The sequence below is a fragment of the Streptacidiphilus anmyonensis genome, from assembly GCF_000787855.1.
Taxonomy (GTDB): domain Bacteria; phylum Actinomycetota; class Actinomycetes; order Streptomycetales; family Streptomycetaceae; genus Streptacidiphilus; species Streptacidiphilus anmyonensis.
Map to the genome: position 1 here is coordinate 58,076 of NZ_BBPQ01000006.1, position 12,462 is coordinate 70,537.

Consider the following 12,462-nt stretch of genomic DNA (forward strand, 5'->3'; position numbering starts at 1 on the left):
CGGTGCATCAGCCCGCGGCCGCCGCCGCGCGGACGCCCGCGCACAGGGTGGCGAGGTCGGCGTCCGAGGTGACGTACGGGGGCATGGTGTAGACGAGGTCGCGGAACGGCCGCAGCCACACGCCCTCACGCGCGGCGGCGGCCGTCGCCGCGCGCATGTCGACGTCGTGGTCCAGCTGCACCACGCCGATCGCGCCGAGCACCCGCACGTCCCGCACGCCGGGGAGTTCGCGTGCCGGGGCCAGGCCGGCGTCCAGTCCCGCGCCGATCCGCTTGACCTCCTGCTGCCAGTCCTGGCCCAGCAGCAGGTCGATCGAGGCGTTGGCGACCGCCGTGGCCAGCGGGTTGCCCATGAACGTCGGACCGTGCGCCAGCACGGGGACCTCGCCGCGGCTGATGCCCTCCGCGACGCGCGTCGTGCACAGTGCGGCGGCGAGCGTCAGGTAACCGCCCGTCAGGGCCTTGCCGACGCACATGACGTCGGGCGCGACGCCCGCGTGGTCCGCGGCGAAGAGCGCGCCCGTGCGGCCGAAGCCGGTGGCGATCTCGTCGAAGACCAGCAGCACGTCGTGCGCGTCGCACAGCTCCCGCAGCACCCGCAGGTACGCGGGGGAGTGGAAGCGCATGCCGCCCGCGCCCTGGACCACCGGCTCGACGATCACCGCCGCCGCCTCCGCCGCGTGGCGGGCCAGCAGCTCCTCCAGGTGCGCGACGTACGCGGGTTCGACGGGAGCGTCGAAGCCGTCCGGCGGCGCGTCGGCGAAGATCTGACGCGGCAGCACCCCGGTCCACAGCTGGTGCATCCCGCCCTCGGGGTCGCACACGGACATGGGGTGGAAGGTGTCGCCGTGGTAGCCGCCGCGCCAGGTCAGCAGCCGGTGCTTCTCCGGGCGGCCCTGCGAACGCCAGTACTGGAGGCACATCTTGGCCGCGACCTCGACCGAGACCGAGCCGGAGTCCGCCAGGAACACGTGCTGGAGCGGCTCCGGCGTCAGCTCGACCAGCTTGGCCGCCAACCGGACGGCGGGCTCGTGGGTGAGCCCGCCGAACATCACGTGGCTCATCCGTCCGAGCTGGTCGCGTACCGCCTCGTCGAGGACGGGGTGCCCGTAGCCGTGGATCGCGGACCACCACGAGGACATGCCGTCGATCAGCTCGTCCCGCCCCTGCACGGGGCGGGCCAGCCGCAGCCGGACACCGCTGGCGGAGGCGACGGGGTAGGGCTCGGCCGCGCCCGGCATGGCCCCGTAGGGGTGCCAGACGTGGGCGCGGTCGAGCTCCAGCAGCCGGTCGACGTCCATGACCTCGAAAGGCTCAGTGCTCACGCGTTCGGCGGCAGGTCGGTGCCCGCACCGCGACGGCGCACGGCGACGTCGGCGTGCTCGCGGTCACGCGGCAGCGTGGCCTCGTCGGAGCCCTCCACCACGAAGCCCGCGTCGGCGATCATCTCCAGGTCGGCCTGGCCGGCCTGGCCCTCGCTGGTGAGGTAGTCGCCCAGGAAGATCGAGTTGGCGATGTGCAGCGCCAGCGGCTGGAGCGTGCGCAGGTGCACCTCGCGGCCGCCCGCGATGCGGACCTCCATGTCCGGGAAGCAGAACCGGACCATGGCCAGGATGCGCAGGCAGCGCTGCGGGGTGAGGTTCCACTCCTTCGCCAGCGGCGTGCCCTCGAACGGGATCAGGAAGTTGACCGGCACCGAGTCCGAGTCCAGCTCGCGCAGCGCGAACACGACGTCGACCAGGTCCTTGTCGCTCTCGCCCATGCCGGCGATCAGACCGGAGCAGGCGGACAGGCCCGCTCCCTGCGCCTTCTGCACCGTGTCGACGCGGTCGGCGAAGTCGTGCGTGGAGCAGATGTCCTCGTACGTGCCCTCGGAGGTGTTCAGGTTGTGGTTGTACGCGTGGACGCCCGCGTCGCGCAGGCGCTCGGCCTGGCCGTCGGACAGGAGGCCGAGGCAGGCGCAGATCTCGACCTGCTCGTTCTCCTCCTTGATCGCCGCGATGGTGTCGGCGACCCGGTCCACGTCCTTGTCCGTCGGACCGCGCCCGCTCGCCACGAGGCAGACCCGCTTGGCGCCACCGGCGACGCCGGCCTTGGCGGCGGCCGCGGCCTGGTCCGGCTTGAGCCAGGTGTACTTCAGGATCTCGGCCTTGGAGCCGAGCCGCTGGGAGCAGTACGAACAGTCCTCAGGGCAGAGGCCGCTCTTCAGGTTGACCAGGTAGTTGAGCTTGACGCGGCGGCCGAAGAACGCCCGGCGCACCCGGCCGGCGGCGGCGACGACGTCGAGCAGCTCGTCGTCCGTCGTGGCGAGGACGGCGAGCGCCTCCTCACGAGTGGGCATTTCGCGGTCGAGCGCCTTGGAGACGAGTGTGTCGAGCAGGTCCATGGCAGCGATCCTGCCTTGCCCCGATCGAGCGCCGCCATAGGGGAACCGCATAGAACATCTCACACAGTGCTGGGTGTGTTGTCCTGGATCACCCGCTTCCGACGACAATCGTCCCCGGCGAAAGCCTGTCGAATCGCTGTGTCGAGGGCTCTGGCCAGCGCAGACCCGGCTCGTTCGGACGGGCGTTTGGGCCCTACACTCAGTCAGCATGACGACCAGCGGAGAGCCGGCTCCGGACCATCGGCCCCGCCGTACGCGCGCGCTCGCGCTGATAGGCGCGCTCGCGGTGGCCGCCGCTGTGACCACCTGGGCGGAGGTCCACTACACGGGTGGCGGCACGGGACCCGGCGGCGGCACCGGCGGCAGCGTCTCCCAGGACAGCCTCTCCTCCCCGCAGGGCGGCGACAGTGCGGCCTCGGCCGCGCCGTCGACGGTGCCGGAGTCCACCGAGATCCTCCCCGCCACGCTCGAGGTCCCCGCCGGCATCGACAACCCCACCGCCTTCCAGGCCACCCGCTACGCCCTCGGCACCTCGTCGAACTGCGCGGACGTGCTGGCCTCGAACGCCCCGGTCGGCGTCACCGCGTCCTGCCAGGGCTATGTCGCCGCCACGTATGTGAGCTCCGACCGCACCGTGATCGCCTCGGTCACCGTCCTCGGCTACCCGGACGCCGCGACCGCGCGCCGCGCGCAACCGCTCTTCGGCGCCGCGAACGCGGCCGGCATGGTCGCGACCTTCCGCCAGCCGACCCAGGAACTCCCGGGCGTCACCCAGGCCATCGCCACCGAGCAGCAGCGGGTCGAGCAGATCGGCCGCTTCGTCACCGTCGTGCAGACCGCGGCGGTCAACGGCGCGAACCAGACCTCCGCCGCCACCCTGGCCGCGACGCAGTACGCGCTGTCGGCGGATGTCGGGGACGCGGCGATCTGGGTCGAGTGAGACCGTGGTCGAGCGGGAGGTGGATGCGATGAGCGAGCCGTCGTGGACTGCGCCGGAAGGCGAGGACGCGCCACGTACCGCGTCCGAGGCCGCGCCGGTGACCGGACCCGGGCGCGCGCCCACGCCGTGGCCTGCGCCCGTGGACGTACGGGAGCCCGTGCCGGGGCTCGCGTCAGAGGGCGGGGCCGAGCCGCGAACCGCGCCCGAGGGCGCTCCGGTGACCGGATCCGGGCCCGCGCCCGTGCTCGATCCCGTGGACACGCCGAAGCTCGCGTCTGAGGGCGGGGTCGAGAGCTACTGTCCGGTGCCGGTGGCCGGTGTCGGCCCCGTGAAGGCGGAGCCCGGCGAGCCGGTGGCGGCCTGCGTGCTGTGCGACGAGCCGACGGAGTACGCCGCTGACACCCCGGGTGCGCCGATGTGCCCGCGCTGCGAATGGCAGCAGGCCCAGCGCGGCGCCTGCTCGGGCTGAGCGCGTCCGGTCGGCCGCGCTGCGTGGGGGGCTCAGAGCGGGCCGAGCTTCGGTTCCAGGACCGCGGCCCAGTAGGCCGCCCAGTTCGGCTGGCTGCCGTCCGCGTCCGTGAAGCCGTAGCGCGGGGCCAACTCCCAGGTGGCGAGGGCCTGGCCGGACAGCTTGAGGATGTCCGGGTCGGAGGCGAGGGCCACGACCGCCCGCCCGAGGTAGGCGGGGCTCTCGGACGCCGTGAAGTCGGCGTCCACGGCCGCGCCCTCGCGCCAGTTGGCCTCCGTCACGCCGCAGACCTCCAGGACCGCCTCCGAGCGCAGGAACCCCGGCGTCAACGCCACCGCCGCCACGCCGTGTTCGCGCAGCTCGGCCGCCTGGGCGACGGCCAGCCGGATGACGGCGGCCTTGGCCTGGTCGTAGAAGAAGGAGCCCCGGTACCGCGCGGTGTTCCCGTCGGTGACCTCGACGACCAGGCCCCGTCCGCGTGCGACCAGGAGCGGCAGCGCGTGGTGACTGGTGATCACATGCGTGTCCACGGCCCGCCGGACGAGCCGGAAGCCCTGTTCGAGATCCTGCTCCCACAGCGGGCGGTCCCACTCAGTGAGCGGGTCTCCGCCCCAGACGCAGTTGACGAGGACGTCGAGCCGACCGGACTGTTCCGCCTCGATCCGGGCGACGAGCTCCCGCACCTGCGCGGGCTCGCTGTGGTCGACGCGGACGGGGATGCCGGTGCCGCCCGCCGCGGTGACGGCCTCGGCCGTCTCCTCGATGGTCTCCGGCCGGTCCAGGTCCGAGCGCCCGGAGGCGCGGCTGCTGCGCCCGGTGACGTAGACCGTCGCTCCGGCCGCGCCCAGCTCCACGGCGATGCCGCGTCCGCCGCCTCGGGTTCCCCCGGCGACGAGGGCGACCTGTCCTTCGAGCGGCGCTCCAGCGGTTCCCATGGGATGCGACCTCCATTTGTAAATGGCTGTTCATTAATTCAACCACGCCGACCCCGGCACGCACGGGCGCGTGAGCGATGTCGCACCGTGGTGAGTTGTCCCGCCCGGGGCCGAGCTGACAGGGTCGGCGCATGACCATCGCCACCGCGGACCCGTTCGCCTGGATCGACAGCGCCGCCGAGCAGCGCCGCAGCGCCGGGCTGGTGCGGACGCTGCGTCCCCGTCCCGCCGTCGGCGACGTGCTGGACCTCGCGAGCAACGACTACCTCGGCCTGACCCACGACCCCCGTGTCACCGGGGCGGCGGCCGACGCGGCGCTGCGCTGGGGCGGCGGGTCCACCGGCTCGCGTCTGGTCACCGGGACCACCGAGCTGCACGTGGAACTGGAGAACGAGCTCGCCGAGTTCTGCGGGGCAGAGGCCGCGCTCGTCTTCTCCTCCGGCTACACCGCGAACCTCGCCGCGCTGACCGCGCTGACCGGCCCCGGCGCGCTCATCGTCTCCGACGCGCTCAACCACGCCTCGCTGATCGACGGTTGCCGCCTCTCCCGGGCCCGCATCGCGCGGGCCGCCCACCGGCAGCCGGACGCGTTCCGCGCCGAGTTGGCCTCGCGCGGCGAGGAGCGGGCGATCGCCGTCAGCGACACCGTCTTCTCCGTCGACGGCGACGCTGCGCCGCTGGGCGAGCTCGCGGCGGTCTGCCGCGACCACGGCGCGGCGCTGGTCGTGGACGACGCCCACGGCCTCGGTGTGCTCGGCCCCGGCGGGGCGGGCGCGACGGCCGCGGCCGGGCTCGCGGGCGCGCCCGACGTGGTGACGACGGTGACCCTCTCCAAGTCGCTCGCCTCGCAGGGCGGCGCGGTTCTCGGCCCGCGCCGGGTCATCGAGCACCTGGTGCAGTCGGCGCGCACCTTCATCTTCGACACCGGCCTCGCCCCGGCGGCGGCGGGCGCCGCGCTCGGCGCATTGCGTGTGCTGCGCGCGGAACCGGCTCGCGCACAGCGCGCCCGGGAGGTCGCCCACGCGCTCTCGACCGCGCTGCGGGCGGAGGGCCTCAAGGCGAGCGTCCCGGACGCGGCCGTGGTCGGCGTCCGCGCGCCCTCCCCGGAGACGGCGCTGGCCTGGGCGACGGAGCTGCGCACCCGCGGCCTCGGCGTCGGCTGCTTCCGCCCGCCGTCGGTCCCCGACCGCTTCTCCCGCCTCCGTCTTACCGCCCGCGCGGACCTGACGGACACCCAGATCGCCTGGGCCGTCCGCCTCATCGCCGAGACCGCCCCCGAAGGGGCGCACGCGCTGTAGGCCAAGCCCGCCGGGGCGGGGGCCGACGGGCCTTCCGGCGCGTCAGCGCGTCAGCTCCGTCAGGTGGCGGTCGACGACCGCCCGCATCAGGGCGGGCGTCGCGCGGTCGGGGCGCATGACCGCGTGGAGGACCAGGCCGTCGATGAGGGCGTAGAGGCGTTCGACCTCCGCCTCCCGGCCCGGGTGGTCCGGCAGGAGCGCGTCGGTGAGCTGCCCGCACACGGATTCCAGCGCGTCGTAGCTCGCGTCGCGCAGCGCGCGCAGCGCGGGGTCGACCTGGGCGCGGGTGGTGAACGCCAGCCAGACCTCCGCCTCGGCGCGGCGTTCCGCGTCGAGCGGGAGCAGTTCCTCGATCACTCGGCGGACGGCCGTCGCCGTGTCGGGGTCGGGTTCGACCGCTTCGACCCGCGCCCGGACGCGGTCGAGGACGAGCTGCATGGCGAAGGCGAGGACCTCCGCCTGGGTGGCGAAGTAGTGGCGCAGGGAGCCGGGGGAGAGGCCGGCCTCGGCGGCGACGGTGCGGACGGAGACGCCGTCGAGGCCGCTGCGGCGGACGACGCGCCAGACGGCCGCCGCCACCGACGCGCGGCGTTCCTCGGGATCCACGATCTTGGGCACGCACTTTTTGTAGCACAGTCGTACCGGAAACCGTGTTAGCGTGGGGAGTGATTTGGTACGACTGTGCCAGAAAAACCTCGGAAGGGGCGGAGGCCGGACCGTGCTCTACCTGCTGATCGCGGGGTGCGAGATCGCCTTCTGGGTGGTGCTCTGCGCCGCGCTGCTCGTCCGCTACCCGCTGCGGCGGCCCCGCGCCGGCGCCCTGCTGCTGTTCGCCCTTCCGGTGATCGACTTCGCGCTGTTCGTGGCCGCGCTCGTCGACCTCGCCCGCGGGGCGGCGCCGACCCAGGCGCACGCGCTCGCCGCGGTGTACGTCGGCGCGTCCCTCACCTTCGGCACCGCCATGGTGCGCTGGGCGGACGTCCGCTTCGCGGCCCGGTTCGGCACGCCGGAGGAGGCCGAGGCCGCCGCCGGCCACCGCCCGCCCAAGCGTGGGCCCGCGCACGCCGCGCACGAGCGACGGATGTGGCTGCGCCACCTGCTCGCCTGGAGCATCGGCGCGCTCCTGGTGGCCCTGGACGTGGCCGTCATCGGCGACGTCCAGCGCGCGCGGCCGCTGCTGAACTGGATGGGCGGCTGGGGCGTGATCCTCGCGATCGACTTCGTCTGGTCGTTCAGCTACACCCTGTTCCCGCGCCGGGCGCGCGCAGGGGAGTGATGATCTCGTCGACCAGCCATCGCGCCGCGCCGGGCGTCGACCGGGCCACGATGGTGGCCCTGGCCGACGCCCTGGGGCGTAGGGCTGGTCGAACGCCGAGGCAGGCCGGAGGCGCCGTCTGAGCCCGGCTCAGCTCACCCGGCCGAACCAGACCGAGCGGGTCCAGATCCGCTCCAGCCTGACGTAGCTGCCGGGGCGCGGCGCGTGCCAGACCTCCCAGTGGCCGGCGTAGATGCCGACGTGGTAGACGTCCGAGCCGTAGTGGAAGAAGACCAGGTCGCCCGGACGCAACTGCGAGTAGGAGATGTGCCGGACGCGGTTGTACTGCGCCTGCGCGGTCCGCGGCAGGGGGCGGCCGACGCGGCGGAACGCGTAGTACGTCAGGCCCGAGCAGTCGAACGCGTTGGGGCCGGTCGCGCCCCAGCGGTAGGGGTCGCCGTGCTTGGACTGGGCGACGTTCAGGGCCCGCTGCCCTATCGTCAGGGCGCCGGCGTGGGCGTCGGGCGCGGTCGCGACCGTGCCGCCGAGGAGGACGCCGGTGGTGGCGAGGGTGGTGATCCCGGCCTTCAGCCGCCGGGTGTGCCCGACGTGCCCGGTCTGCTGGGTCTGCCGGGTCTGCTTGGTCCGATCGGCGCTCGGGTGCCTGCCGGTGTTCACACCGTGGCCCTCGGGGCGGCACGCGTGCCGGCCCCGGCTCTGCCCGTTGCGGTGCTTCTGGTTCTGGATCTGGTTCAGGGCAGGGTGATGCGCGGAATCATTGGACGCGGACATGCGAAGCCCTTCCGGAACCGCCTACGAAAGTCGTCCCTGTCGGGTTCGGGCTCCAGAAGCTGCCCGGCCGTGCGCCGCATTCCTGCGTACGGCTTCACCCCAAGGCCCGGCGTTTCCCCGACGCCGTGCCGTCCTGCCTGGGTCTCCCGTTCCCGCCTGTCAGGTGTGTGTGAGCACCTGGCGTCCGACCGGTGGCGAGACTAGGCGTCCGGCCGGACCGCCCCGCCACGGTGGCGAGGACTTTGTTCGTTCGGCGGACAGTATTGGCATGTTTTTATGGCCGCTTCACGTTCCGCCGGACCATTGTGATTCTTGTCACGCCTGGTTTGTGGCGCAATTCTTGCTGCGTTCGGATCAACCCTGATCCTTATCCGAAAATCCATTTCTTTCGTCGGGAATACGGAATGACCTGCGCGAATGCGCTAATCGGAGGAACGCATTCACCCGGACGGTCCACGCCGGTCGGCGACCGCCGACCGGCTGGATCCGAATCCCCTTCCGCCCGGCGCGACACGCCGCCTAGATTGGGCGGGTGACCGATGATCAGACGCCGGCAGGACCTGCCGGAGGGACGGGCGGCGCCCCGCTGCCGCAGGGGGTCGGCCGCACCGCGCTCGGCGTCGCACTGGCCCGCGCCGTCGAGAGCGCCCGCCCGGACCGGCTCTTCGACGACCCCTACGCCTCCGTCTTCCTGCGCGCCGCGGTGGCCGCGGAGAACGGCCCCCGGGCGCCCCGCGGCGAGCGCACCGAGGCGTGGGCCGCGATGGCGGCCCACCTCGTGCTGCGCACCGCCTACTTCGACGACTACCTGCTCGACGCGGTCGGCCCGGACGGCGGCTGCACCCAGGTGGTCCTGCTCGCCGCCGGACTGGACGCGCGCGCGTTCCGCCTCGACTGGCCCGAGGGGGTGCGGCTGTTCGAGCTGGACCTGCCGGAGATGGTCGACTTCAAGGAGCGCGTCCTCGCCGAGGCGGACGCCCGCCCGCGCGTCGAGCGGCACGTGCTGACGGCGGATCTGCGCGAGGACTGGGCGGGACCGCTGCGCGCCGTCGGCTTCGACCCCGGGCAGCCCACCGCCTGGCTCGTCGAGGGCCTGCTGATCTACCTGGAGGCCGCCGACGCGGCGGCGCTGCTGGACCGGATCGGCGAGCTCTCCGCCCCGGGCAGCCGCCTCGCGCTGGTCCGCGACGGCGCCCTGCGCCGCACCCGGGAGCTGGCCCGGCGCGACCCGGTCATGGCGCCCGCGACGCGGCTGTGGCGCGGCGGTCTGGGCCGCAACCACGCGCAGTGGCTGCGCGGCCGCGGCTGGCTGGTCCACGAGATCGGGGAGCGGCAGCTCCGTGACCGCTACGGCGCCGAACGGGTGACCGAGGGTCACGGGTTCCTGCTCGCGGTGCGCCCCTCGCCCGCGGAGTCCGCGGAGCGGCCGCGCCGCGAGGCGGCCCGGTTGCTGGTCCTGGATCCCGACGGCTCGGTCTTCCTCCAACTGCACCACGACGCCGAGGTCGGTCCGCACTGGGTGCTGCCCGGCGGCGGCCTGGAGCCGGGCGAGGCCCCGCTCGCCGGCGCGGTGCGCGAGACGGTCGAGGAGACCGGCTGGACGGACGTGGTCACCGGCCCGGAGCTGTGGCGCTGGGAGCACGACTACCACCACGCGGACGTGGGCCTGGTTCGCCAGCACGAGGTGATCTTCCTGGCCTCCGCGCCGCGCCGCGATCCGATCGGGGACCTCACGGCCTCCTTCGCGGCCGACGGCATCCTCAGCTGCCGCTGGTTCACCCCGAAGGAGCTCTCCGAGGTGACGGAGGTGCTGTGGCCGCCGACGCTGGTCCCCCTCCTCGAGGACCTGCGCCGCGACGGCCCCCCGGCCGAGCCGATCGACCTCGGCTACGTCCCGAACCGGCAGTCGGGGACGGATTAGCCGGCGGTCGGCGAACGCGCCGATGTTGTCCGGCGGCGTCGGCCGGATGCGTCGGCCGAATGCGTGGCGCCCAGCGCCCGGCGCACAGGGCAACGGCTCCGCCACGAGGTGGCGGAGCCGTTGCGGCGAGGGGGCGCCGGCGTCTCAGTGGGCCTGCTCGGTGCGGGGCATGCGGGGCAGGGAGAAGGTGGTCAGGCCGACCAGGGCGAGGATCGCGACGACGGAGGCGAGGGTCCAGCCCGCGGCGGTGACGGAGCCGTGCCGCGGGGCCCAGGACAGGAACGCCGTGCCGAGTGCCGCGACGCCGACCGAACCGCCCAGCTCCTGGAGGGCGTTGAGGACGCCCGCCGCAGAGCCGGAGTGCTCGGCGGCGACGCCGGCCAGGGCGATGTCGAACATCGGACCCATCATCAGGCCCATGCCGACGCCGGTGACGACCAGCGCGGGCACCAGGTCCCAGGTGGTGACGGGGAGACCCCAGTGCGCGAGGCTCGCCCACAGGGCGAGCGTGCCGAGGGCCATGATGACGGCCCCGCTGTGGATGACCCGGCGTCCGTACCGCGCGCCGAGGACCGCGCCGGCGGCCACCGCGCCGACGACGATGCCGAGCGACATGGGGATGAAGGTCAGGCCCGCGTGCAGCGCGGTCCAGTGCGCCCCGAGCTGGAGCGTCAGCGTGAGGGCGAGGATCAGGCCGGTGATCGCGGCGTTGAACAGCGCGACGACGATGATGGCGAAGCGGAACGCGCCGCCGCGGAAGAGGACCGGTTCGACCAACGGCGCGCGGCCCGCCGCGGCCTGACGGCGCTGCAGCAGGGCGAAGCCGGCGAAGATCGGCAGGGAGAGCGCCATGGAGACGAAGGTCCAGCTGGGCCAGCCGAGTTCGCGTCCCTGGATGAGGGGGTAGACGAGCAGCACCATCGCGACGGTCAGCACCGCGACGCCGGGCAGGTCGAGGCGGCGGGCGCCGGCCGTGCCGCGGTCGGCGGGGATCGCGCGCAGGCCGAGCAGCACGGTGGCGAGGCCGACGGGCAGGTTGATCAGGAAGATCATGCGCCAGCCGGTGCCCCACAGGTCGGAGCCGACCAGCAGGCCCCCGAGGGTGGGCCCGGCGACGGAGGAGAGGCCGAGGACGGGGCCGAAGGCGCCGAACGCCTTGCCCACCTCCTCGGCGGGGAAGACGGCGCGGATGATGCCGAGCCCCTGCGGGATGACGAGCGCGGCGAACGCGCCCTGGCAGGCACGGGCGCCGATGAGCATCCCGGCGCCGGTGGCGGCCGCGCAGAGCGCGGAGCAGACGGTGAAGCCGACCGTGCCGAGCAGGAACATCCGCTTGCGGCCGACCAGGTCGCCCAGCCGGGCGCCGGTGATCAGCAGCATCGCGAAGGAGAGCGTGTAGGCGGCGCTGACCCACTGGATCTGGCTGGTGCCGCCGCCGAGCGCGTTGCGGATGGTCGGCGCGGCGACGTTGATGATCGTGGTGTCGAGCAGGTCCATGATCTCCGCCAGCAGGATCGCGGCCAGGGCGATCCTGCGCAGCGGATGAGCCACGACGGCGGGCGGCGGGTCCGCGCGGACCGAGTCGGGCGTGGCGGTGGACATGGGAGCTCCTCGAGGAGTCGGCGGCGGTCGTGAGCAGTGAGCGAACAGCGTTCGTTGCTACGAACACCGTTCTACTAGCGAACGCCGTTCGTGTCAACTAGGCTGTTCCCATGACGACTGCGTCCACCCCCACCTGGCCCGGCGCTTTCGGTGCTGAGCCCCGCCGCAAGAGGCGGGCGCTCAGCCGCGAACTGATCGTCGAGACCGCGCTCAAGATCGTCGACACCGAGGGCCTGGACGCGCTGAACATGCGCCGGGTCGCGCAGGAGCTCGGCACCGGCGCGGCCTCGCTCTACGCGCACGTCGCCAACAAGGACGAACTGCTCGCCCTGCTCCTCGACCGCGTCTACGGGGACCTCGGCCACCCCGAGCCGGACCCGGACCGCTGGCGCGAACAGGCCAAGGAGTTCCTGAGGCAGCAGCGGGACAACCTGGTCTCCCACGGCGACCTGGCCCGCGCGGCGATGATCCAGAACATCCCCACCTCGCCGGGCGGGCTCGACGCCGCCGAGACGATGCTGGCCCTGCTGCGCGCAGGCGGCCTGCCGGAGCAGGTCTGCGCCTACGCCGTCGACGTGATCAGCCTCTACGTCGTCGCGACGGCCCTGGAGGAGAGTTCGCGCAAGAAGCCGGGCGGGCAGACGGACGAGCGGCAGGTCGAGGCCTACATCGGCGGGGTCCGCTCCTTCTTCTCGTCGCTGCCGGCCGAGCGCTACCCGCTGATCGTGGCCATGGCCGGCGCGCTCACCCGCAACGTCGGGGACGAGCGTTTCGAGTTCGGCCTCGACCTGCTCTTCGACGGTCTGGTCGCCCAGGCTGGCCGCACCTTCGACTGAGGCGCATCCTGGTCTGAGCGGGCCGACAC

Annotated in this window: 12 protein-coding genes; 6 read left to right on the forward strand and 6 right to left on the reverse strand. The window is 73.5% G+C overall.

The features are described 5' to 3' along the window. Positions 1–7: 7 nt before the first annotated feature. On the reverse strand, positions 8–1,300 hold the full coding sequence (locus TR50_RS08960; RefSeq protein WP_042417280.1) for an adenosylmethionine--8-amino-7-oxononanoate transaminase: 1,293 nt from the start codon (positions 1,298–1,300) through the stop codon (positions 8–10). 20 nt (positions 1,301–1,320) lie between these two features. Then, entirely contained in the window at positions 1,321–2,385 is a 1,065-nt protein-coding gene (gene bioB / locus TR50_RS08965) for a biotin synthase BioB (protein WP_084699972.1), read from the reverse strand. A gap of 208 nt (positions 2,386–2,593) precedes the next feature. On the opposite strand from bioB, the gene TR50_RS08970 reads away from it, so the two are divergent. Then, positions 2,594–3,325, forward strand: a complete 732-nt coding sequence (locus TR50_RS08970) for a hypothetical protein (protein ID WP_152648318.1) — start codon at positions 2,594–2,596, stop codon at positions 3,323–3,325. Between the two features lie 217 nt (positions 3,326–3,542). Beyond that, positions 3,543–3,794 carry a hypothetical protein gene (locus TR50_RS46615; RefSeq protein ID WP_160311095.1) on the forward strand — a complete coding sequence of 84 codons (252 nt, stop codon included), beginning with the start codon at positions 3,543–3,545 and terminating at the stop codon, positions 3,792–3,794. 32 nt (positions 3,795–3,826) lie between these two features. Here the strand turns inward: TR50_RS46615 and TR50_RS08980 are convergent, their stop codons facing one another. Further along, on the reverse strand, positions 3,827–4,729 hold the full coding sequence (locus tag TR50_RS08980) for an SDR family oxidoreductase (protein ID WP_042417288.1): 903 nt from the start codon (positions 4,727–4,729) through the stop codon (positions 3,827–3,829). 131 nt (positions 4,730–4,860) lie between these two features. Between TR50_RS08980 and TR50_RS08985 the strand changes: the two genes are divergently transcribed. Continuing rightward, complete coding sequence (locus tag TR50_RS08985; RefSeq protein ID WP_042417291.1) at positions 4,861–6,027, forward strand: 8-amino-7-oxononanoate synthase; 1,167 nt, start codon at positions 4,861–4,863, stop codon at positions 6,025–6,027. A 42-nt stretch (positions 6,028–6,069) separates the two neighbouring features. On the opposite strand, the gene TR50_RS08990 is transcribed toward TR50_RS08985, so the two are convergent. Next, positions 6,070–6,645 carry a TetR/AcrR family transcriptional regulator gene (locus TR50_RS08990; RefSeq protein ID WP_042417293.1) on the reverse strand — a complete coding sequence of 192 codons (576 nt, stop codon included), beginning with the start codon at positions 6,643–6,645 and terminating at the stop codon, positions 6,070–6,072. Positions 6,646–6,745: 100 nt separating this feature from the next. Here TR50_RS08990 and TR50_RS08995 point away from each other — a divergent pair, with 100 nt between their 5' ends. Next, positions 6,746–7,303, forward strand: a complete 558-nt coding sequence (locus TR50_RS08995; protein WP_042417296.1) for a hypothetical protein — start codon at positions 6,746–6,748, stop codon at positions 7,301–7,303. A 129-nt stretch (positions 7,304–7,432) separates the two neighbouring features. Here TR50_RS08995 and TR50_RS09000 read toward each other — a convergent pair whose 3' ends face one another. Beyond that, positions 7,433–7,873: a C40 family peptidase gene (locus TR50_RS09000; protein WP_042417719.1), complete on the reverse strand. Its 441-nt coding sequence runs from the start codon at positions 7,871–7,873 to the stop codon at positions 7,433–7,435. Between the two features lie 733 nt (positions 7,874–8,606). Here TR50_RS09000 and TR50_RS48575 point away from each other — a divergent pair. Then, positions 8,607–9,995, forward strand: coding sequence for an SAM-dependent methyltransferase (locus TR50_RS48575; RefSeq protein WP_052440861.1), 1,389 nt, complete (start codon positions 8,607–8,609; stop codon positions 9,993–9,995). Between the two features lie 144 nt (positions 9,996–10,139). Here TR50_RS48575 and TR50_RS09015 read toward each other — a convergent pair whose 3' ends face one another. Then, on the reverse strand, positions 10,140–11,597 hold the full coding sequence (locus tag TR50_RS09015) for an MFS transporter (RefSeq protein ID WP_042417300.1): 1,458 nt from the start codon (positions 11,595–11,597) through the stop codon (positions 10,140–10,142). A 110-nt stretch (positions 11,598–11,707) separates the two neighbouring features. Here TR50_RS09015 and TR50_RS09020 point away from each other — a divergent pair, with 110 nt between their 5' ends. Next, positions 11,708–12,433 carry a TetR/AcrR family transcriptional regulator gene (locus TR50_RS09020; protein ID WP_042417303.1) on the forward strand — a complete coding sequence of 242 codons (726 nt, stop codon included), beginning with the start codon at positions 11,708–11,710 and terminating at the stop codon, positions 12,431–12,433. The last annotated feature ends 29 nt before the right edge of the window (positions 12,434–12,462 follow it).

Bases quoted from the DNA above. Each gene is read 5' to 3' on its own strand.
- TR50_RS08960 (WP_042417280.1), bottom strand. From the start codon at position 1,300: ATGGACGTCGACCGGCTGCTGGAGCTCGACCGCGCCCACGTCTGGCAC.
- bioB (WP_084699972.1), bottom strand. From the start codon at position 2,385: ATGGACCTGCTCGACACACTCGTCTCCAAGGCGCTCGACCGCGAAATG.
- TR50_RS08970 (WP_152648318.1), top strand. From the start codon at position 2,594: ATGACGACCAGCGGAGAGCCGGCTCCGGACCATCGGCCCCGCCGTACG.
- TR50_RS08980 (WP_042417288.1), bottom strand. From the start codon at position 4,729: ATGGGAACCGCTGGAGCGCCGCTCGAAGGACAGGTCGCCCTCGTCGCC.
- TR50_RS08985 (WP_042417291.1), top strand. From the start codon at position 4,861: ATGACCATCGCCACCGCGGACCCGTTCGCCTGGATCGACAGCGCCGCC.
- TR50_RS09015 (WP_042417300.1), bottom strand. From the start codon at position 11,597: ATGTCCACCGCCACGCCCGACTCGGTCCGCGCGGACCCGCCGCCCGCC.
- TR50_RS09020 (WP_042417303.1), top strand. From the start codon at position 11,708: ATGACGACTGCGTCCACCCCCACCTGGCCCGGCGCTTTCGGTGCTGAG.